Source organism: Stenotrophomonas sp. TWI587, assembly GCF_039674145.1.
Classification (GTDB): Bacteria; Pseudomonadota; Gammaproteobacteria; order Xanthomonadales; family Xanthomonadaceae; genus Stenotrophomonas; species Stenotrophomonas maltophilia_AY.
In genome coordinates, this window is record NZ_JBDJMW010000002.1 from 488184 (window position 1) to 508994 (window position 20811).

17 protein-coding genes are annotated in these 20811 nt (G+C 64.9%); 11 read left to right on the forward strand and 6 right to left on the reverse strand.

Features of this window, described 5'->3' with window-relative positions:
* Nucleotides 1-27: 27 nt before the first annotated feature.
* The 3 genes from ABE464_RS05280 to ABE464_RS05290 are packed head-to-tail and all read right to left on the reverse strand — an operon-like array spanning nucleotide 28 to nucleotide 3427.
* Nucleotides 28-153: a hypothetical protein gene (locus tag ABE464_RS05280; protein WP_346471060.1), complete on the reverse strand. Its 126-nt coding sequence runs from the start codon at nucleotides 151-153 to the stop codon at nucleotides 28-30.
* Complete coding sequence (locus ABE464_RS05285) at nucleotides 150-1289, reverse strand: PepSY-associated TM helix domain-containing protein (protein ID WP_346471061.1); 1140 nt, start codon at nucleotides 1287-1289, stop codon at nucleotides 150-152. Before ABE464_RS05285 ends, ABE464_RS05280 begins: the two co-directional genes overlap by 4 nt.
* The gene (locus ABE464_RS05290; protein ID WP_346471062.1) at nucleotides 1289-3427 is read right to left on the reverse strand and encodes a TonB-dependent receptor; all 2139 of its coding nucleotides are present in this window, start codon (nucleotides 3425-3427) and stop codon (nucleotides 1289-1291) included. Before ABE464_RS05290 ends, ABE464_RS05285 begins: the two co-directional genes overlap by 1 nt.
* A gap of 327 nt (nucleotides 3428-3754) precedes the next feature.
* Here ABE464_RS05290 and ABE464_RS05295 point away from each other — a divergent pair, with 327 nt between their 5' ends.
* Nucleotides 3755-4663 (forward strand): hypothetical protein, encoded by a 909-nt coding sequence (locus ABE464_RS05295; RefSeq protein WP_346471063.1) that lies wholly within the window; start codon nucleotides 3755-3757, stop codon nucleotides 4661-4663.
* 95 nt (nucleotides 4664-4758) lie between these two features.
* Nucleotides 4759-5298 (forward strand): demethoxyubiquinone hydroxylase family protein, encoded by a 540-nt coding sequence (locus ABE464_RS05300; protein ID WP_346471064.1) that lies wholly within the window; start codon nucleotides 4759-4761, stop codon nucleotides 5296-5298.
* 29 nt (nucleotides 5299-5327) lie between these two features.
* Here the strand turns inward: ABE464_RS05300 and ABE464_RS05305 are convergent, their stop codons facing one another.
* Complete coding sequence (locus ABE464_RS05305; protein ID WP_346471065.1) at nucleotides 5328-5732, reverse strand: hypothetical protein; 405 nt, start codon at nucleotides 5730-5732, stop codon at nucleotides 5328-5330.
* Nucleotides 5729-6928, reverse strand: coding sequence for a DUF6708 domain-containing protein (locus ABE464_RS05310; protein WP_346471066.1), 1200 nt, complete (start codon nucleotides 6926-6928; stop codon nucleotides 5729-5731). The genes ABE464_RS05305 and ABE464_RS05310 overlap by 4 nt, the downstream gene beginning before the upstream one ends.
* Before the next feature lie 114 nt (nucleotides 6929-7042).
* Between ABE464_RS05310 and ABE464_RS05315 the strand changes: the two genes are divergently transcribed.
* The 4 genes from ABE464_RS05315 to ABE464_RS05330 all read left to right on the forward strand — a co-directional run bounded on the left by ABE464_RS05315 (nucleotide 7043) and on the right by ABE464_RS05330 (nucleotide 11333).
* Nucleotides 7043-8698 carry an acetolactate synthase large subunit gene (locus ABE464_RS05315; protein ID WP_346471067.1) on the forward strand — a complete coding sequence of 552 codons (1656 nt, stop codon included), beginning with the start codon at nucleotides 7043-7045 and terminating at the stop codon, nucleotides 8696-8698.
* A gap of 34 nt (nucleotides 8699-8732) precedes the next feature.
* Complete coding sequence (locus tag ABE464_RS05320) at nucleotides 8733-10115, forward strand: aldehyde dehydrogenase family protein (RefSeq protein ID WP_346471068.1); 1383 nt, start codon at nucleotides 8733-8735, stop codon at nucleotides 10113-10115.
* Nucleotides 10116-10232: 117 nt separating this feature from the next.
* On the forward strand, nucleotides 10233-10502 hold the full coding sequence (locus ABE464_RS05325; protein ID WP_346471069.1) for a hypothetical protein: 270 nt from the start codon (nucleotides 10233-10235) through the stop codon (nucleotides 10500-10502).
* Between the two features lie 150 nt (nucleotides 10503-10652).
* Nucleotides 10653-11333, forward strand: a complete 681-nt coding sequence (locus ABE464_RS05330; protein ID WP_346471134.1) for a L,D-transpeptidase — start codon at nucleotides 10653-10655, stop codon at nucleotides 11331-11333.
* Here the strand turns inward: ABE464_RS05330 and ABE464_RS05335 are convergent.
* On the reverse strand, nucleotides 11313-12416 hold the full coding sequence (locus ABE464_RS05335; protein WP_346471135.1) for a LacI family DNA-binding transcriptional regulator: 1104 nt from the start codon (nucleotides 12414-12416) through the stop codon (nucleotides 11313-11315). The two genes, ABE464_RS05330 and ABE464_RS05335, sit on opposite strands and share 21 nt — an antisense overlap.
* A gap of 296 nt (nucleotides 12417-12712) precedes the next feature.
* Here ABE464_RS05335 and ABE464_RS05340 point away from each other — a divergent pair, with 296 nt between their 5' ends.
* The 5 genes from ABE464_RS05340 to xylB all read left to right on the forward strand — a co-directional run bounded on the left by ABE464_RS05340 (nucleotide 12713) and on the right by xylB (nucleotide 20795).
* Nucleotides 12713-15844: a TonB-dependent receptor gene (locus tag ABE464_RS05340; RefSeq protein WP_346471070.1), complete on the forward strand. Its 3132-nt coding sequence runs from the start codon at nucleotides 12713-12715 to the stop codon at nucleotides 15842-15844.
* A 68-nt stretch (nucleotides 15845-15912) separates the two neighbouring features.
* Entirely contained in the window at nucleotides 15913-16671 is a 759-nt protein-coding gene (locus ABE464_RS05345; RefSeq protein ID WP_346471071.1) for a SapC family protein, read from the forward strand.
* Nucleotides 16672-16674: 3 nt separating this feature from the next.
* A complete protein-coding gene (locus ABE464_RS05350; protein ID WP_346471072.1) occupies nucleotides 16675-17694 on the forward strand; it encodes a cupin-like domain-containing protein in 1020 nt (339 codons plus the stop codon).
* A gap of 13 nt (nucleotides 17695-17707) precedes the next feature.
* Nucleotides 17708-19237 carry a tryptophan halogenase family protein gene (locus ABE464_RS05355; protein ID WP_346471073.1) on the forward strand — a complete coding sequence of 510 codons (1530 nt, stop codon included), beginning with the start codon at nucleotides 17708-17710 and terminating at the stop codon, nucleotides 19235-19237.
* 64 nt (nucleotides 19238-19301) lie between these two features.
* Entirely contained in the window at nucleotides 19302-20795 is a 1494-nt protein-coding gene (gene xylB, locus ABE464_RS05360) for a xylulokinase (RefSeq protein WP_346471074.1), read from the forward strand.
* Nucleotides 20796-20811 lie beyond the last annotated feature (16 nt).

Consider the following 20811-nt stretch of genomic DNA (forward strand, 5'->3'; position numbering starts at 1 on the left):
GCACCTTCGGGTGCCGCGCAGGGCGGGTTACTTGGAGAACTCCGCCGGCAGGAAGCCCAGCCACAGCAGCAGCAACGCCAGCCACAGCCATCGCCAACCGCCCATGCCACGCCACGCGGCACGCCAGGGGCCGGGCGTCTTCTGCGTGCTCATACGGCCGCCTTTCGCGCACGCGCGCGCAAGGCATCGGCGGTGCGCAGGCCGTAGATGTACACGCCGGTGAAACACAACGAGGTGAGCAGGGCACCCGCCAGGAACCACAGCAGCCGGATCGGCCAGCCGCCGAAACTGCCGAAATGGAGCGGGTCTGCCATTTCCGCGATGCGTTGATGCACACTCAGATCGCCGCCGTCATGGCGGCCCAGCACGGCGCCGTCCTGCAGATCCAGCGCGATGTTGTTGGCCCGCTCGCGCACCAGCCAGGCATCGGCCTCACCCATCAGCACCAAACCGCGACCATCGCCACTCACGAGTGCTCCGGTGGGCGTGAACCCGGGCCATTGCTCACTCACGTGACGCACGGCGGCATCGACCGCCGCGGGGTCCACCGGGCGCGCTGGCGCGTCGCCATCCACCAGCCGCGTGACCGGGGCGGCTGGCGCATCGCCACCCAGTGACTCGATCAGATACCACGCGCCGGTGATACCGATCAGCAGCAGGAACCACATCGACCACACCCCCGCCAAGCGATGCAGATCGCCCCACAGCCTGCGTGGGCGCGCGGTATCCGGCCGCTTGAAGAAGCCACGCCACCACTTCTTGTAGATGTACAGGCTGCCCAGCCAGGACAGCAGCAACGGCACCGAGAGTGCCGTCACCAACGGCACCCCATAGATGACCGGCAGCATCAGATGGCGATGGGTGTTGCGCAGCAGGCGTTGCACATTGAACCAGCCGGTGTCGCCGGTGACCTGCGCGGTGTAGGGGTTGATCCACACGAAACGCCTGCGGCCATCGGGCAGGCGCATCTGCGCGCGGGCCGCGAATAATCGTGTGTGCCCGGCACTGATGCCCTCCAGTTCCCAGTCCGGCCGGGCGGTCTGCACGGCGGAGATCATGCGCCCCCAACTGGCGGTGTCACCGCCGTCGGCCACTCGCATCGGCTTGTGCAGCAGCCAGTCGATCTCCTGCGAGAACACCGCCAGTGTTCCCGTCATGCAGATGAAGCCCATGAACAGGCACAGCTTCAGCCCGATCCAACTGTGCAGCTCGAACCAGCGCCGACGCCCGCCACCGGTTGGGGGCGGGGCGGGCAGGGGCGCTGGCGAAGGCGGGCGCGTGGGTTGCATCAGAAGGTGTATGCCGCCTGGAGATACACACGACGCGGCTCGCCCGGGAAGTGCCCCGTGCGCTCAGTGAAGCCACTGGCCGCGTAGACCTTGTCGAACACGTTCTTGATGTTGGCCTGGAACTGCCACTGCTGCCACTGCGTTTTCCAGCTGACATCGAACGTGGTGTACGGCTTCACCGTCTGCCCATCCAGGCTGATGCGCTCGTCCACATGGTCGGCACCGAAGCCCACGGCAGACTGGATGGCCGGGAAGTCATAGCGGGTCCACAGGCCCAGCTTGTTGCGCGGCGCATTGGCGAAGCGATCGCCCGACGCATTGGTGATGCCACCGGTGCCGGCATCCTTCACCACGGCATCGTTATAGGCGTAGGTGAGGTTGACCACCCAGCGGTCGGTCACATCGGCCAGCAGGTCCAGTTCCATGCCCTTGCTGCGCACCAGCCCCAACGTCGCCAGCTGGTTCACGCCATCGACCACCGCGCCGGTGGCCTGCACGATGTTGCTGCGCTCGATGCGGTACGCGGCCAGGTTCAAGGTAATGCGCTCGGCCAGCAGGCTCTTCATGCCCACTTCCCACTGCCGGCTGCGTTCGGGATCGAACGGACCACCGGCGGCGGCATTCTGGTTGGCCGCCGATTGCGGAACGAAGCCGCTGGCCACGTTGGCATACACGTTCACGCCATCGCGGACCACGAAGGTGCTGCCCAGGCGCCAGCTGATGTCATCGCCATCCACGCTGCTGCCGGCGATGCGGTCGTCATCCTTGAATCCATCCCAGCGCAGGCCGGCCAGCACGTGCCAGCGCGGGGTCAGGGTGATCTCGTCCTGCAGGTAGCCGCCGTAGCGCTTGCTGCGGGTGCTGGTCGCACGCCAGGGCAGGGCGGCCAGGTTGTAGTCGTGATAGGAGGTCACGCCATACACCGGGTTGAACAGGTCGATACCCGGGACAGGACCGGCGCCGCGGGCGAGATCCGCGCTGTTGGCAGTCTGCGCGTTGAAGTCCGCGTCCATCTGGTACACATCGGCCCCGAACAGCACCTTGTGCTCCACGCGTCCCGTGCTCAGTCGCCACACCGCATTGCCGTTGGCGGCGAAGGCATCGTTGGCACGGATCTGGTTGCGCAGCTGGCGCGTCATCCACTCGGCGGTACCGTCACGATCGCGGTCGATCAGGCCCATCGGCTCGTGGTACATCTGGTGTTCGTTGTTCTCGAACCACCGCGCCGCGAAGTCCAGGTCGAGGCTGGAGGTGGGCGAAAAGCGGTACTGGGCCAGCACTACCTTGGCATCCATGTCGAGGAAGTCGGTGGCCTCGTTGTGGTTCCAGCGGCGGTCGGTCAGGAAGGTGCCGGCGTCGTTCACCGGCACGCCGCGCAGGCGATTGCCGCCGAGTTTCTGCGTGATGTCGGTGTACTGCAGGACCATCTCGCCGGTCTCGCCCACGTCGAACGCAATCGAGGCATCGCCGATCACGCTTTCACTGTCGGTGTTCCAGCGCACGCCGTCTTCGGTGTCGCTGTACAGGCCAGCGCGGTAGCGCACACTGCCGGTGGTGTTGAGCGCACCGGTGGCTTCGACCGAAGCGGCGCGGAAATCGTTGTTGCCGAGCTGCACCTCCACCCGGCGCTCGACCTTGGCGGACGGCTTGCGGGTCACATAGTTGATGACACCGCCGGCATCACCGCCGCCGTACAGCGCGCCGGCCGGACCCTTGAGCACTTCGACGCGCTCGATGTTGAACAGCTGCGGCACCGAGAAGCCTGCGTAGGGATCGCCGCGGAGCCCGTCATACAGCACGTTTTCCTGGCGGAAGCCGCGCAGGGTCACGCCCGCGTAGCTGAAGAAACTGATCCCACTGATGCTGCGGTACAGATCGGTGACCTGGCGTGCGGCCTGATCGTCGATCAGCTCGCGGGGCAGCACCTGGATGGACTGCGGCACCAGCTCCAGCGGGGTATCGGTGCGGGTGCCTACCGCCGCGTCGTTCACGCGGTACAGGGTCTGCGCGCGGCCCAGCACCTGCACCTTGTCCAGCTCCTTCACAGCGGAAGCGGGATCGGCGTCGGCCGCGTGGAGGGCCGGACAGACGGACAGCGCGATGGCCAGGCAAAGGGCGTGGCGGGGGAGGGCAGGCATCGGAGAGGTGGGGAAGTTATAAATGGGAATGCGACATATTACCATTTGATGCACTTTGATACGTGCCATCCGACCTGCCGAGTTGCACCGCCCCCGGCACCGCCGGGAAGTCTTTGGGGCGGATTGGCTTGCCCGGGTGCCAGCGACGGGTGACAGTACTTCGGTGCGACTCCCGGAGCAGTTGGGCTGGCCGTCCGAGCTCTTGCCGCCCGGCATCCGGCGCTGTAACGGCACTCCTTTTCAACCGCTATGCTTGTACGGATTCAACCCTCCACTCGTACAAGCACTGCAGGCCGCATCGCGATGAACGTGAAAGGAAACACCGCAATGCGTTCTGCAATGCTGCTGTCGGCAGCATTGCTTGCCAGTGGCTGCACGCGAACCAAGCGTGAGACGGTGCTCTCCTCGGATACGCTGAAAGTCGTGGCGGTCACGGAAAGCAGGCTGGATATCAACGTCAGCAAGTACCAGCATTACACGACGTTCGAGCTGTATGTCGATGGCGGAAAGGTCTCCGACAGGGACTTCGCTCGACTCCTGAAAGATCCGGGCGCCGCTGATGATCGCTTCGTGCATACCGATGCGGTCGTCCTGGACGACCATGCGGTGCTACTGGCATCACATAACCGGGACAGCCTGCGCTGCTGGACGACACGCCTGTCCGTCAGCGGCGGAACACCAAGGGTGGAAGAGCTCATGACCGGTACGGCTGACTGCTCCATCCGCCCCGCGCCTGCCGGCTGGAGCGCACTGTATGACGACCCGGGAAATCTGATCCTGATCCGCGAGAAACCCTTCCAGATTCATCCGATGGCGGGGTACTGGTACGTGCTTTGGATCGAGGGAGACGTCGCGGCGCTGTACCAGAAGGACCGTGACCAGGCACGACTTGTCCTCAAGCTTGCCCGGATATCCTCCGACACCACGCTCGCCGAGCAGGTGCTGCCCATGCAGCGGTATGCGGAGCCTGACCTGCTGTATGCCTCGCCAGACGCGCGCAGGCAATGGTTGTTCGATAACTTCACTGTATCCACGGGGCCAACGCCCTCCCTCCAGTTGCGGCCGGACAACCGGCTTGCAACGATCACGCCAGAGGTCTGGGCAGAATATGAGGCGATTGACCGGGAGAACAAGGAACTCGATGCCCGCGCCCGTGCAAAGGGGCAGGCGTGGCACGAGGCCCAGAACAAGGGGCTGATGGAAGCAGAGGCCGCGCAGCAGCATCCTGCCGAGTAACGTCTGGCCTTGAAAGAACGCTGCCGTCTGCATCGACGCGCGTGTCCCTGATATCGTCAGCACCCGGGGGTGCCCACCAGCCAGTCAGGACTCACATGGATGTCGTCGCACACGGTGTCGCCGCTGATCTGGGCGACCGCATCATCAAGGTCAACCACGCCGGCGAGCATGGTGCCATCGCGATCTATACCGGCCAGATTCTGCTTGCGAGGTTCACCGCGCCCGCACTGGTGGGTGAGCTTCGTGAGTTCCGCTCGCACGAGCAGCACCATCGGGCCATTTTCGGCGCGGAGCTGGTGCGACGCGGCCGCCCGCGATGCCGGAGCTACTGGTTCTGCGGCCTGGGTGGCTTCATCCTCGGCGCCATCACCGGTCTGCTGGGACGCGGGGCCATTTCCGCGACCACGACGGCCGTCGAGAGTGTCGTGCTGCGCCACCTTGAGCACCAGATTGTCGTGCTTGAAGGTCGTGACCCTGCAGCATTGCTGGCCATTTCATCGATCATTGCGGATGAGCAGCAGCATCATGATCAATCCCTGGCCCATACCCGGGCAGACGCATTCTGGCCCAAGGTACTCAGCCCCATCGTGTCGGCTTCGACGCAAGCTGTCATCTGGCTGGGGATGCGGCTGTAAGCTGAACTCGCGTCATGGTACGAGCTGCGTCAGAGCTTGCCCGCGTCCCGGTAACGTGACACCCCCTGTTCAACCAGGTGCTCCAGCGCCTGGATCAGCGCCGGATCCAGGGAATCAATGTTGAAACACGACTTGCCCTGCACGCGCTTCTTCAGCGTGGGGCTGATGGCATCCAACAGGTCGGGAAAGTCGTAGATGGGCATGAAGTGGAATGTATGCCGGCGGCCGGATACTTTCACTGCCCCGAAGAACTGCGCCTTGCCCTTGGCGTCAGTGTTCTTGCAGTTGGCGTAAAAATGGTCGTCCTTGTCATGGACGACCGCAAGATCGGCCTTGTAGGCGAACAACAGGCCTCGCAATGCGACGAACACGTCTGACGAGGCAACCGGAATTGCGGTGTCTGACTGGGTAGAAGGCACTCTTGGGCTGTTCATGGGATCCCTCCGGAAAGGCCGGCTGCCTTGCACGCGTCAACAAAGGTGGCACCCTTTTTGTCCATCAGCGTTCTTACCACCTGATTGGCTTTCACCAGCGAGGGGCTGGGTGCTGCCCATTGTGCCTCGGGCAGTGGCGCCGACCACGCGCTCACCTCGGCCGGGATCACAGGCCGGCCCCTGCGATGGGTCCATTCCGCAAGAAGGTAGGGCAGCTTCCAGAACGTCAGCACACGCCACAGGTACCAGCGCCGAAGGGGCCACCAGGACCGCTGGCCGTAGCCGTACTTCTCCCGTTGCTCAGGTGACAGGTCATCACCGCCATCATCCAGAGAGCCCATGGCACGCGCATCCTCACGCTCGATCTCGAACGTGTGCATGCCCTCATAGGGCTTCAGCCGATGCTCTGTGGGGACCAGGCCCAATGCCTGGAACCAGGGATTGGGGGCATTGAACAACTGCCCGTCCTCCATGTAGTTCCGGATCGACGCCCACAGGCCCAGCGAGTGCGAATCACTGGGCTGTGGCAGAAGCACAAACTGCACCGTGTCGCGCGCCTCATCTTCCAGGCCCATGCCGAAGGTGTACTGGCGCGTCGCGCCATACGGGGTGGCGCCCTGCGCATTGGACACCCAGGCCACGACGCTCTCCCAGGGCACGATCAGGACGCGCCCGCTCTCGCGGTCGATGTAGCACACCTCGCGACGCTGACGGTTGAAGCGCACCGGGTAAGGCTTTGCGCCGTTGAACTCGTCGCCGAACATTCCGTAAGCGAATGCTCCCAACGGAAGGAGGCCGAGCAGCGCGCCCGCCGAGAAGACCTGGATGCACATCTTCAAATCCTCCAGCGGCGCCGGGAAGTTCTCCGGGTAGGCGAGCACCAGGTAGAGCATGATGAGCGCGGGCACGATGAACGCCAGCACCAGCAGGCCGACGATGCCACCGGCCAGCAGCTTGATGCCCTCTACCGTTCCCCAGTTGCTTCCGCCCAGATCCAGGAACACCTCATTGATGTCCGAGAACTGTCGACGGGAGCCCTGGACCTGACCGGTGTACACCGGCAAGGGAGACAGGAACAGCGTCTCGGTCGCGCCTTCCACCCGGATCTCTCCTGCTGCAGGGCGTTGACTGCGCACGTCGAGCGCAGGGGTCGCCGACGCCGTCGTGCTGTTTTTCTTGAAGAATCGCTTGAACACGCCCGCTCGCCGCACTGCCAACGTTGCATGATTTCACAAGGGGTAATTGGCTGTCACCAAACCCTGAAATCGCCCCGGGTATAGTGATCCATCCTCACCAAAAGGATCGATGCTATGCAGAAGGGCTCGGATCTACTGGTCAAGGCGCTGGAGAATGAAGGCGTAGACCGCATCTTTGGCGTGCCGGGCGAGGAGAACCTGGATTTCCTGGAGTCGCTGCGGACCTCGCGCATCGAGCTCGTGCTCACCCGTCACGAACAGGCCGCCGCCTTCATGGCCGCCACCCACGGCCGGCTCACGGGCAGGCCGGGCGTGTGCTTGGCCACCCTCGGCCCCGGCGCCCTGAATTTCTCCACGGGCGCTGCGTATGCACACCTGGGTGCTTGGCCGATGATTCTCATCACCGGGCAAAAGCCCGTAATGAGCGCCAAGCAGGCGCGCTTCCAGATCGTGGATATCGTGGCGTCGATGAAACCGCTCACCAAAATGACACGCCAGATCGTCAGCCCGGCCGCGATTCCGGCCACGGTGCGCGATGCGTTCCGCGTGGCCATGGAGGAGCGCCCCGGGCCGGTGCATCTGGAACTGCCGGAGGATGTCGCCGGCGAAGAGGTGGAGGACATCCCCGTCATCCCGGTCCACCCGCTGGAGCGACCGATCGCATCCTCTGCCGCGCTCGACCGCGCAGAAGCGGCGATCCTGGCGGCGAAGCGGCCGCTGGTGATGATCGGCGCGGCCGGAAGCCGCCCGTGGCTCACCGAAGCGCTTTCCGCCTTCGTGGCGCGCACGCGCCTGCCGTTTTTCAACACGCAGATGGGCAAGGGGGCCGTCACCGGCGGCTCCAACCTTTACATGGGCACGGCCGCGCTCTCCGAGGGCGACTATGTGCACGAGGCGGTTGCCCGCGCGGACCTGATCATCGCCATCGGCCATGACACCGTCGAAAAGCCGCCGTTCCTGATGAAGAGCAGTGGTGGCCCCAAGGTCATCCACCTCAGTTTCCAGTCCGCCACCGTCGAGCAGGTCTACCACCCGGATATCGAAGTGCTGGGCGACATCGGCGCCTCGGTCGACGCGTTGGCCAATCGGCTGGAAGGCCGCCTGGCAGCTGACGAAGGCATGATCGAGCTGCGCCAGAAGATCCTTGCCCGTCTCAACGACCGCGCCGAAGAGGACCGCTTCCCGATCACGCCGCAACGGGTCGTGCATGACGTGCGCCAGGCGATGCCGGAGGACGGCATCGTCTGCCTGGACAACGGCATGTACAAGATCTGGTTTGCCCGTAATTACCGCACGCATGTCGCCAACACATTGCTGCTCGACAACGCGCTCGCCACCATGGGCGCTGGGCTGCCGTCAGCCATGATGGCAGCGATGCTGTACCCGAAGCGCCGTGTCATGGCCGTGTGCGGCGACGGCGGCTTCATGATGAACTCGCAGGAGATGGAGACCGCCGTTCGGCTCGGGCTCAACCTGGTCGTGGTGATCCTCAACGACAGCGCCTACGGCATGATCCGCTGGAAGCAGGCGGTGGACGGCTTCGAGGATTTCGGGATGCGCTTTGGCAACCCGGATTTCGTGAAATATGCAGAGGCGTACGGCGCCAAGGGGACCCGGGTGACCGCGGTCGGCGACCTTGTGCCGATGATCGAGGCCGCATTCGCTGGCGGCGGCGTACACGTGCTGGACGTGCCGATCGACTATGCCGAAAACACCCGTGTATTGGTGGATGAACTGCGCAATCGCACGCCGGATGTGGGCTGCGCTTGATCCCCATCCCAGAACTTCACCCGAGGAAACCGACATGCTGACCGTCGTACAGGCCTTCGACCGCGCCCCCATCACGGACATCGGGTTTGACTCGGCCACCGCGCTGGAGCGCAAGCTCAACGCTGCCGAGCGGGCTTTCAAGGACCGCGATGGCTGGCTCGCCCCGCACCAGCGCATCGCGATCCTGCGCAGGATCGCCGCGCTGATGGACGCCAGGCGCGACCATCTGGCCCTGCAGATCGCGCGCGAGGGCGGCAAGCCGCTGGCGGATGCCATCGTTGAGACCACGCGCGCCATCGATGGCGTACACAACGCCGCCGATGAACTGCGCAACGCTGCCGGCCGCGAGATTCCCATGGGGCTCTCCGCCGCGGCGGAAGGGCGCTGGGCGTTCACCACCCGCGAGCCCATCGGCATCGTGGCGGCGATCTCGGCGTTCAATCACCCGCTGAATCTGATCATCCACCAGGTGGCGCCTGCCATCGCCGTCGGTTGCCCGGTCATCATCAAGCCCGCCTCGGCAACGCCTTTGTCCTGCCTGGAGTTCGTGGCGATGGTGCATGAGGCCGGGCTGCCCGAGCCGTGGTGCCAGAGTTTCCTCCCGGAGGGCAATGATCTGGCCGAAGCGCTGGCCACCGACAAACGCATTGCCTTCCTGAGCTTCATCGGCTCGGCGAGGGTAGGGTGGTCACTGCATGCCAAGCTGGCGCACGGCGCGCGCTCGGCACTGGAGCACGGCGGTGTTGCGCCGGCCATTGTCGACCGCAGCGCCGACCTGTCCAGGATCATCGAGCCGATCGTGAAGGGCGGCTACTACCACGCAGGCCAGGTGTGCGTGTCCACACAGCGCATCTTCGTCCACAACGATATTGCCGACGATTTCACCCAGGCCCTCATCGCCCGCGTCGAGCGGCTGCGAACCGGTGACCCGACCGTGAAGGACACCGAGGTTGGCCCGTTGATCCAGCCGCGCGAGGTCGACCGCGTCGCCGAGTGGATCGACGAAGCGGTGAGCGGCGGTGCGCAGCTGGCTGCCGGCGGCAAGCGCCTGTCTGAAACCACCCTGCAGCCCACTGTGCTGCTCGATCCGCCCGGTGATGCACGCATCACCACGCAGGAAGTGTTCGGCCCGGTGGTGGCGGTGTATCGCCATACCGACCTCGACGAGGCCATCGCGCGCGCCAATGCCTTGCCGACCGCGTTCCAGGCCAGCGTCTTCGCCCAGGACATCGACATCGCCCTGCGCGCCGCCAATCGTCTGGATGCCTCGGCGGTGATGATCAACGACGCGACCGCGTTCCGCACCGACTGGATGCCCTTCGCCGGCCGGCGCGAATCGGGCTACGGCACCGGCGGCATTCCGTACACGATGCGCGACATGTCGCAGGAAAAGATGATCCTGATGCATAGAAGCTGAGCGGGCGGGCTGGCCTTCACGCTGTCTCTACCTCCCCCGGCATCAACTGAACGCCGGTCATGGCGCTGGCCTAAACGCCGCTATAGTCCGAACTCCCCAAACGACGGAGACAGTGAAATGTTCCCTACCAAACAACATCTGACGACCGCACGTACGCTTGGCGTGGCACTCATCGCAGGCATCAGCCTCAGTGCCTGCGCCACCTATAAAGATGATTTTGCAAGGATCGATTCACGCCTCGACCAGCTCGACGTGAAGGTGCAGGGTGCCGCCCAGAGCGCCGAATCGGCCAATCAGTCCGCACAGCAGGCCAACCAGCGCCTGGACCAGATTGAAGGCCGTGTGCAGCAGCTCGAGCAGGCGCCTCGCCGCAAGCCGCGCGGCTGATCGCACCTGCACACTCGATGAGGAGCGTCTGAATCAGGAACCAGTGGCCTTTGCGGGCCATTGGCTTCCTTCGCTCGCACAATCTTCATTCCAAGGAATTTCCCCATCCGTACGCACTCTTATGTTGTAGTCCGCGCCTTGGGCGCTGCGCTGGCGCTGGCGTTCACCAGCGTCGGCGTGGCCAGCGCGAAAGACGCCACCGCGCAGCCGGTCGCCGCCGTAGATGAGCTTCCGCAGGGCCAGGAAGTCTCAGAAACCGTCATTGAGCTGGCGGGCTGGGTTGTTGCAAGCAAAGACAGCCAAGGGTATCCGTTCGCCATCATGGACAAGGCCGCTGCACAGGTCCTGGTCTTCGATGGCGACGGCCGTCTCCGGGGCGCGGCTCCGGGTCTGTTCGGCTCGGCGACCGGCGACCATACCGCTCCCGGCGTAGCGGGCCTGGCGCTTCGCGAGATCCCGGGGCGGGACAGGACGACCCCCGCAGGCCGCTTCATTGGCGGCTATGGCCCCTCCATCGACGCAGGACGCGTGCTGTGGGTGGACTACGATTCGGGGGTCGCCCTGCACCCGACCGCTACCGGCGTTCCGGCCGAAAAGCGGGAACAGCGCCTTGCATCGCCATCCCCGGATGACAATCGGGTCACTCACGGCTGCATCAACGTCTCCAACGGATTCTACGAGCAGGTCGTTCGCTCCACCTTCGAGCGCGGCGGCGTGTTCTACATCCTGCCCGACAACGCGTCGATAGCGGAGACCTTCCCGGAATTCGCGCAAAGCCGTGCAGCGACGCAAGAGGGCGAAGGAAAGGCCTCACGCGCTGCGCGGAAGTGACACGCGCGAAGGTCCCGCTACCGAAGCGCGCTGAATCAACGCGTGCGCAAGCAGATGGTTGACGGTGGTGCGCGGCGAGGACGGTGAGCGGCGAATCTCCCGCAGCAGGATGTCGATGGCGGTGTCGGCCATGTCCGCCACCGGCTGATGGATCGTGGTCAGTTCCGGCCACACCATCGTCGACGCGGAGGTGTCGTCGAAGCCCACCACGGACAGATCATCCGGCACGTCCAGGCCGCGACGATGCGCCACTGAGACAACGGCCGATGCCATGTCATCGTTGCTGGCGAAGATCGCACTGGGTGGCATGGGCAGGGTCAACAGCCGTTCGGCCGCCTCCAACCCCGAGCGGTACGTGAAGTAACCGCGCTGGACGAGTGCATCGTCGTAGCCGATGCCGGCGTCAGCCAGCGCATCCCGGTAACCCTGCCAGCGGTCTGCACTGGCGGTCTGGTTCGGATCGCCAGTGATGTAGCCGATGCGGGCATGTCCATTGCAGATCAGATGCGACACCATCTCGTGGCTCGCGCGACGATCATCGATGCGAACGCAGGACAGCCTGTCGCTGAAGTGGCTGGAGGCGATGGCGACCACGGGAATGCCCGCGGTCACGAACGCGTCGACGATGTCCTCCGACTCGCACAGCGGCGGTGGAAGAATGACGCCCGCCACACGGGTGGCGAGTTGCCGCGCCGCCTCGCGACGTGCCTCGGCGTCCAGTTCATCCCAGGTCGAAATCACCAGCTGCGCCGCTGCCCGGGTAGATCCCCGCAGCGCGCCGACCAGTAGTTCGCGCAGGTAGCTTGAGCTGGGGTTGGTGTAGATCAACGCGATGCAGGTGTGTTGCGCCGCAGCCAGGGCGCTTGCGGCGAGGTTGGGCCGGTAATCCAGTTCACGCACGCTGCGCATCACACGCTCACGGTTGCCATCGCGAACGCCGGCATGGCCGTTGATCACGCGCGACACCGTCATCGCGGAGACGCCTGCATGCGTTGCGACGTCATCGATGGTGATGGCGCTCGCCTTTCGCCGGACCACTTTGTGGCTGTTCTTCAAGGCCTGGCCTCCTTTGTTGCGCTGCATGATGACAAGCGCGACCACGGGTGATTAGTCTGCGCCCGTGACGTGATGGTAGCGCTACCACTGTGCCGGGGTAAGGCCAGCGGGTACCCCCCCTATACCACGCGGCTGTTCTGGCAAGCCTGAAAGCGAGTTTGAGTCGCAGTGAGCGCACAGCGCGCTGCGATGTTCGGTGTGGAAGACGGGCATCGCCCGTACGTGCCCCCAGGAGGGGCGGTACATCCATTCGATCGTATGTCAGAGGGGAGAGTCATGAGCGCGTTTACTATCCGTCGTACGCCAGACCGGAGGGCTCGTTCATGAGCCGCACGTTGGCGAAGTTCACCTCCAGGGCCATGTTTACGTTTGTCGGTGGCGTTCTGGTCATCAATCCCGCATTCGCACAGGATCCGGCAACGCCGGCCCCCGCCACCCAGCCGCAGGCCCAGGCCAGCCCGACACAGCTGGACACCGTCCAGGTCACCGGCATCCGCAACAGCCTCAGCCAGGCCATGGACATCAAGCGCGACGCGCCTGGCGTGGTGGATGCCATCAGCGCCGAGGACATCGGCAAGTTCCCGGACACCAACCTGGCCGAATCACTGCAACGCATCACCGGCATCTCGATCGAGCGCCGTGATGGTGAAGGCGCACAGGTCACCGCGCGTGGCTTCGGCCCCCAGTTCAACATGGTGACCCTCAACGGGCGCCAGATGCCGGGCGCCGATGCATTCGGTGCCTCGGGGCAGGTCGCCATCGGTGGTGTGGACGGCGGTACGCGTGCCTTCAACTTCGCCCAGTTGGCCGCCGAAGCCATCAATGGCATCGAGGTCTACAAAACCAGCCAGGCCAATGTCCCCAGCGGCGGCATCGGCGCCACGATCAACATCCTGACCGGACGCCCGTTCGATCATGACGGGACCGTCGCCAGTGCCGGTGCCAAGGTCGTCTCCGACCAGAGCCAGCCGTTCGACAACGACCTGACGCCCGAACTGTCCGGCATCTTCAGCTACAGCAACCCGGACAAGACCTTCGGTGTCGGGGTGAGTGCGAGCTACCAGAAGAGAAAGGGCGGCTCGGTGCAGGCCACCAACAACTACTGGAACATCCAGCCGTGGACCGGCACGATGCCCGGCAACCCGACCGTGGTCAATGCACCGGCGGTGGGTGAACTGTACGGTCGCCCGAACGACCTTCGCTATGCGTTCTCCGAGTTCGAGCGTGAGCGCATCAATGGTCAGGCGGTGCTGCAGTTCGCACCCACCGACGCGGTGACGCTGACTCTGGACTACACCTATTCGACGAACGAGATCACCGAGAACCGTGGCGAACAGGGCATGTGGCTGCAGAACAGCAACTACACCGACGTCACGTTCGACACCAGCGGTGCGGTCGCGACGCCGGTCTATATCCGCGAGATCGCGGGCACCAAGGATTTCGGGCTTGAACAGCAGCGCAGCATGCAGAAGTACAAGCTGGGATCGCTCGGCTTCAATGCGCTGTGGAACGTCACCGACCGGTTCAAGCTGACCTTTGACGCGCACAATTCAAAGAACGAAAGTCTTCCGAATGATCCGCTCACCGGCGGCGGCTCCATCTTCAGCAGCATCGCCGGCACCAACAACTGCACCACTGGCCCGCATTGCGGTGGGTCGTGGGTGCAGGAAATGAACTTCAACAACGGCTTGCCGGTCGGCACCCAGGTCTGGTACCCGAGCACGGCCGATGCCATCGCCAAGACCAACGGCGTGGTCAACCCCGGCTTCGTACCGGGTGAGATTGGTTCGCAGGTGCTGCGCATCAACTCGCAGACCCAAGTCAGCGAGATCAAGCAGGGTCGCGTTGACGGTGAGTGGAGCTTCGACAAGGGTCGCTTCCAGTTCGGCGTGGACTCGAGCAAGCAGACCACCCACCGCATCCAGGCAGCGGAGAACTACAACACCCTGGGCGACTGGGGCGTGGCCAACGTGGACGGGGATGTGGCCAACGGGCTGATGGACCTGCTGCAGCCGGTCAACATCGTCGGCTTGTTCAACGACTTCAATGCCAACAGCTTCACCGCCTGGCGCGGCGATGCGGGCCGCCTTGCTCAGTGGGCAGCGGACAACTATGGCGCCAGTCTCGGCGTCAGTCCGCAACGCGCCGCCGACAACCTGGTGGAGGAGAAGACCAAGTCGGCCTATTTCCAGGTCGAGCTGGACGGCGAGCTGGGCGGGCTGCGCACCAATACCCGTCTGGGCGTGCGCTATGAAACCACCGATGTGGTGTCGACGTCCGTCATCGCCATCCCGGAAGCCATCGAGTGGCAGTCCAACAACGACTTCCGCGTGGTGTTGTCCGACGAGCAGCAGCCGTTCACCGAAAAGAACAGCTACAGCTACATCCTGCCCAACCTCGACTTCAGCATCGACCTCATGGACGACCTGAAGGCGCGCGTCTCGTTCGGCAAGAGCATCGCGCGCGCGCCGATCGGCAACCTCTACGCAGGCCCGACCGCGCAGCAACCGTTCGGCTCGGTGCTGATCGACCCGTCTTCGCGGGCCAGCGGCACCGCACAGAACCCGCAGCTGAAGCCGCTGGAGTCGGACAATCTCGACCTGGCGCTGGAGTGGTACTTCGCCGATGCGAGCTATGTGTCGTTGACGTATTGGAACAAGTCCGTCAACAACTTCATCGGCAACACCATCGTGCAGGAGAATCTGTATGGGTTGAGGGATCCCACCGCCGGGCCGGATGCTCAGGCCGCGCTGGCCTTCCTCAACAGCGGCGCCTGCATCACCCAGGTCGGTGCGGCCAATGCAGCGGCCTGCTCGGCCAACGATACGGCGCTGTTCACCGCGCTGGCGCTGCTGCGCAACAATCCGGCCGGACTGGGCGCCTACAACGGCACCGACGCGCAGGTGCTGGCGACCGAGGCGGCCTACGATCTGTACGGGGAGGGCGATGACCCGCTGTACCAGTTCAACGTCAACCGTCCAATCAACCAGAACCAGGCCAAACTGCATGGCTGGGAACTCGGTGGCCAGTACTTCTTCGGGGATACCGGCTTTGGCGTCCTCGCCAATTACACCCTCGTGGATGGCGATGTCGGTTACAACAACGGAGGCGACCCGGGCATCGACCAGTTCTCGCTGACCGGCCTCAGTGACACCGCAAACGCCGTGCTAATGTACGAAAAATACGGTTGGTCGGTACGTTTGGCGTGGAACTGGCGTGACCAGTACCTGATCCTCGCCAACCAGGGCGCCAGCCGTAATCCGTACTACGTGGAGGCGTACGAGCAGTGGGATCTGAGCGTGAACTACACGCTGGATGATCACTGGTCGTTCGGTCTTGAGGCGATCAACCTGACCGGCGAGGACGTCCGTTGGCGTTCGCGCACCTCGCAGATGATCGTGAAGCTGGCTGACCAGAGCCCGCGCTACATGCTCGGCGTTCGTTACAGGTTCTGACGTGTGGGGGTGCCGTTGCCCTGGCAGCGGCACCCGTTCAAGGGTCCTGATGGGGTGGGAAGAACACCATGCCGCGTTACGAAATGCTCAACAACATCACCCACCGCGATCTGCGGGTGGTCACCGACTTCGGGCCCGAGTTTGGTGACGCGGTCGGCATGGTGCCGGCCTACCCGAGCGAGTTCGCCGAACTGCAGCGGGAATATCCCATTTTCCTTCGCAAGGACCCGGCAACAGGGCAGTGGCAGTCGGTGGTCCTGCTCGGGTTCGAACAGCACGAGAATCTATTCCTGCAGGACGGGCGCTGGAATGCGACCTACCTGCCCGGGGCGGCGGCGAAGGGACCGTTCCTCATCGGTTTCCAGGAACACCGGATCGACGGCGCGCTTACCCAGGAAGCCGTGCTGCACGTAGACATGGACCATCCGCGGGTCAACGCGATGCAGGGTGAGCCGGTGTTCCTGCCGCAGGGCGGCAACACACCCTACCTGGACCACATCGCAGGCGTGCTGCGCGGGATTCACGATGGCCATGCGTTTGGCGCGCAGATGTTTGCCGCGCTTGAGGCACATGATCTGATTCAACCGGTCACGCTCGATGTCCAGATCGATCCGGAGCATCGGGTCGGGGTCAACGGTCTGCACGCGATCGACCGTGACCGCCTGGCCTTGCTGGACGGTCCCGCGCTGGGTGAACTCAATCGCGCCGGCTTCCTGGAAGGGGCTTACCTGATGCTCGCATCGCTGCACAACATGCGGCGCCTGATCGCCGAGAAACAACGCCGCCTGCGCATGTCCGACAGCGCCGTTACGGCTGGCAGGAACTGACCGGTGCCCGACGGCATCGCCATGCGGACACTGGAAGGCCTGCAGCCCACGGCACTGCCACTGGATGCGCTGGTGGCCGCTGGTGAGCCGGTGGTGCTGCGCGGCATCGTGCGCGACTGGGCGCTGGTACAGGCCGGATTGCACTCCACGCAGGAGGCAATGGCCTACCTGCGCAGCTTTGATGGCGGCGTGCCGGTTCCGTATTCCTTCGGCGGGCCGGAAATCGACGGGCGACCGTTCTACAACGCGGAGTTCACCCAATTGAATGTCGAGGTCCGGCGCGGCCTGCTGACGCAGGTGCTGGACGAGATTGCCGACACCCTCGATGCGCCGCGACCGCCCACCTACTATGTCGCTTCGCTGCTGATCGATCGGGCACTGCCCGGATTCGCGCAGCACAACGATGCCGGCTTGGCCGGGCACGGGATCGACGCCACGGCGAGCATCTGGATCGGCAACCGCGTGACCGCGTCCTGCCACTTCGACACGCCCGACAACCTGGCGTGCTGCGCCGTCGGCCGGCGCCGGTTCACTCTGTTTCCGCCGGAGCAGATCGACAATCTGTATCCGGGGCCGCTGGAACCCACGCCGGGGGGACAGGTGGTCAGTGTGGTGGATATCGATCGTCCCGATTTCGCCCGCCACCCCCGGTTCCGTGAAGCGCTCGCCAGCGCCCGGACCGCCGTGCTTGAGCCCGGCGATGCCATCTTCATCCCCAGCATGTGGTGGCACCACGTGCGCAGCCTTGAGCCGTTCAACGTGCTGGTGAACTACTGGTGGCGCAGTTCGCCGAACTTCCTTCCCTCACCGCTGCCGGCGCTCCAGCATGCGATGTGGGCGCTGCGCGATCTGCCTGCTCGCGAGAAGCAGGCGTGGGCAGCGATCTTCGATTACTACGTGTTCGGTCCGGGCGAGCGCGCCGGGCAACACCTTCCCGACGCTGCCCGGGGTGAACTGGCACCGTTCGACGAGACGCAGGCGCGGCGTACGCGTGCCCAACTGCTGGCTCGACTCAACCGCTGATGGGAGCATCGCATTGAACGTGGCGAATACAACACAAGGACGGATCCGCAAGGTCGTCATCGCCGGGGGCGGCACCGCAGGCTGGCTGGCCGGCTGTGCGCTGTCCCATCAGTTCCGCGACCAACTGGACATCACCCTGGTGGAGTCCGAGCAGATCGGCACCGTGGGTGTCGGCGAATCCACCGTGCCCCCCATCCGCGCATTCCACCGCTTCCTGCAGATCGACGAGCAGGAGTTCCTGCGCGCCGTCGCCGGCACGTTCAAGCTCTCGATCTCCTTCGAGAACTGGCGCCGCCCCGGCGATCGTTTCATCCATCCGTTCGGCACGATCGGGCAGGGCACCTGGGCCACGCCGTTCCATCATTTCTGGCTGGACAGCCTGCGCCGCGGCATGCCCTCGGACCTGGGCGACTTCTGCCTGGAAAGCGCGGCCTCGCGTGGCGATCGCTTCTCGCTGCAGCCCCAGCCACAGGTCAATTACGCCTATCACTTCGACGCCGGGCTCTATGCGAAATTCCTGCGGCACAAGGCCGAAGCCCACGGGCTGCGCAGGGTGGAAGGCAAGATCCGCGAGGTCCGGCAACATGCGCACGACGGCTCGGTTGCGTCACTGATGCTGGAAGACGGCCAGGTCATCGAGGGCGATCTGTTCATCGACTGCACCGGGTTCCGCGGCCTGTTGACCGAGCAGACCCTGCAGACCGGCTACGAAGACTGGAACGAATGGCTGCCCAGTGATCGCGCCGTGGCGGTGCAGACCGAGGCGGTCGCGTCGCCGGTTCCGTATACCCGTGCGATCGCGCACGAGGCGGGCTGGCGCTGGCATATTGCGCTCCAGCATCGGGTCGGCTGCGGGCTGGTGTTCTCCAGCCGCCACATGTCCGATGACGAGGCACACGCCAAACTGCTGCGCGATGTGGACGGCCCGCCACTACGCGACCCCTGGCTGGTGCCGTTCCGCAGCGGGCGCCGGTTGAAGGCGTGGAACAGGAATGTGGTGGCGCTCGGGCTTGCCAGCGGCTTCATCGAGCCATTGGAATCGACCAGCATCCACCTGACCATCAGCGCGGTGGTGCGCCTGATCCAGCTGTTCCCGACCGACGGCATCAGCCCGACGCTGGTGGACCTGTACAACGACGTCAGCCGTCAGGAAATGGAGCACGTGCGTGACTTCATCATCCTGCACTACCACGCCAATCAGCGCGACGAACCGATGTGGAAGGCCTGTCGCGAGATGGCGCTGCCCGAGTCGCTCGCGATCCGGCTGCGCGCCTGGCGCGAGCGTGCACATGCGTGGCAGGACCCCGGTGAGTTGTTCCGCGTGGACTCCTGGACCAGCGTGTTGATGGGGCAGGGGATCGCGCCGGGTGCGCCGCACCCGCTCGCAGCGGCCATCAGTGATGCGGACCTGCGCACGCTGTTGACGCGGATACGGCAGCCGATCGAGCAGGCGGTTGCGACCATGCCGTCGCAGGCGGCGTTCATTGAGCGCTACTGCAAAGCGCCGCAGGACGTGTGGCCACGGGCTCCAGTCGTGGCGTAACAACGCAACACGCTGTCGCATGGAAATGGTAGCGCTACCTTTTGAGACGAACGGGGTGCAGAGCATGGATCTGGTGGCGGGAATCGATGCAGGTACGCAGAGCCTCAAGGTCGTGATTTACGACCCGGCCGGGCGATCTATGGTGGCCAGCACCAGCGCGCCCCTGAGTCTGACATCCGCCGCCGATGGCAGCCGCGAACAGCAGCCGGCCGATTGGGTCGCGGCACTGCAGGCGTGCTTCCACGCCATTGATCCCTCGCTGCGATCGCGCATCGCCGCGTTGGCCGTCTCCGGCCAGCAGCACGGTTTCGTGCCCCTTGATTCGGCCGGAGAGGTACTCGCACCGGCCAAGCTGTGGTGCGATACCAGCACCTCGGCCGAGTGCGCGCAGATCATGGACGCCGTTGGCGGGACGGCGCGCACCATCGCACTGGCCGGCAATCCTGTCCTGACCGGTTACACGGCCTCCAAGCTGCCATGGACGAAGACACACCGACCCGACACCTACGCACGGCTGGCCACGATCCTGCTGCCGCACGATTACCTCAACTTCGTCCTAACCGGCCAGCGCTTCTGCGAATACGGGGATGCCTCCGGCACCGGCTGGCTGGATGTACGCACCCGCACCTGGTCGACCGAGCTGCTGCGCGCGACCGATCCGGAACGCGACTTGACCGCCTGCCTGCCACGCATCGCCGCGCCCCACGAGCTGTTCGACATCAACCCTGCCGCCGCGTCCACGCTGGGGCTGCCCGCCACCGCCAAGGTCGCCGTCGGGGGTGGCGACAACATGATGGCGGCCATCGGCACCGGCTGCGTCGTACCCGGTCGCCTGGCGATGAGCCTGGGCACCTCGGGCACGCTGTTTGCGTATGCCGATACGCCGGTGGTGGACCCGGACGGCGCATGGGCCGCATTCTGCTCCTCCACCGGCGGCTGGCTGCCGCTGATCTGCACGATGAACTGCACCGTGGTGACCGAACAGGTCGCCGCCGCCTTCGGCTTCAGTACCCGCGAAGGCGATGACCACCTGCGGGCGACTTCGCCCGGCGCCGACGGCCTGGTGATGCTGCCGTTCCTCAATGGCGAGCGCACGCCGGATCTGCCGCTGGGCAAGGGCGTGCTGGCGGGACTGGACACCACCAACATGACCCCGGCGCACGTCTACCGCGCTGCCATGGAAGGCGCGACCTACAGCCTGAAATACGGATTTGACGCGTTCGTGCGCGCCGGCATGACGTTCGAGCGCATCGTCCTGACCGGCGGCGGCAGCAACAGTGCCGAGTGGCGGCAACTGGTGGCCGATGTCTTTGGCCTGCCGGTGGACGTTCCCGCGCAATCGGAAGGTGCGGCGTTCGGTGCCGCATTGCAGGCGTTGTGGGCGCTGGGCAAGGCACACGGTGATAGCGCCTCGATCGCCGAGATCGCTGACCGGCATGTCGCGCTCGAGCCCGAGCGGTCGACGCGCCCGGAACCCGCGCGCACCCGGGCCTACGCCACGGCCTATGCACGTTTCATGCGCCATCTCGACGCACTCACGCCGCTGTATCGCGGCTGATCCCTTCTCGCGACAC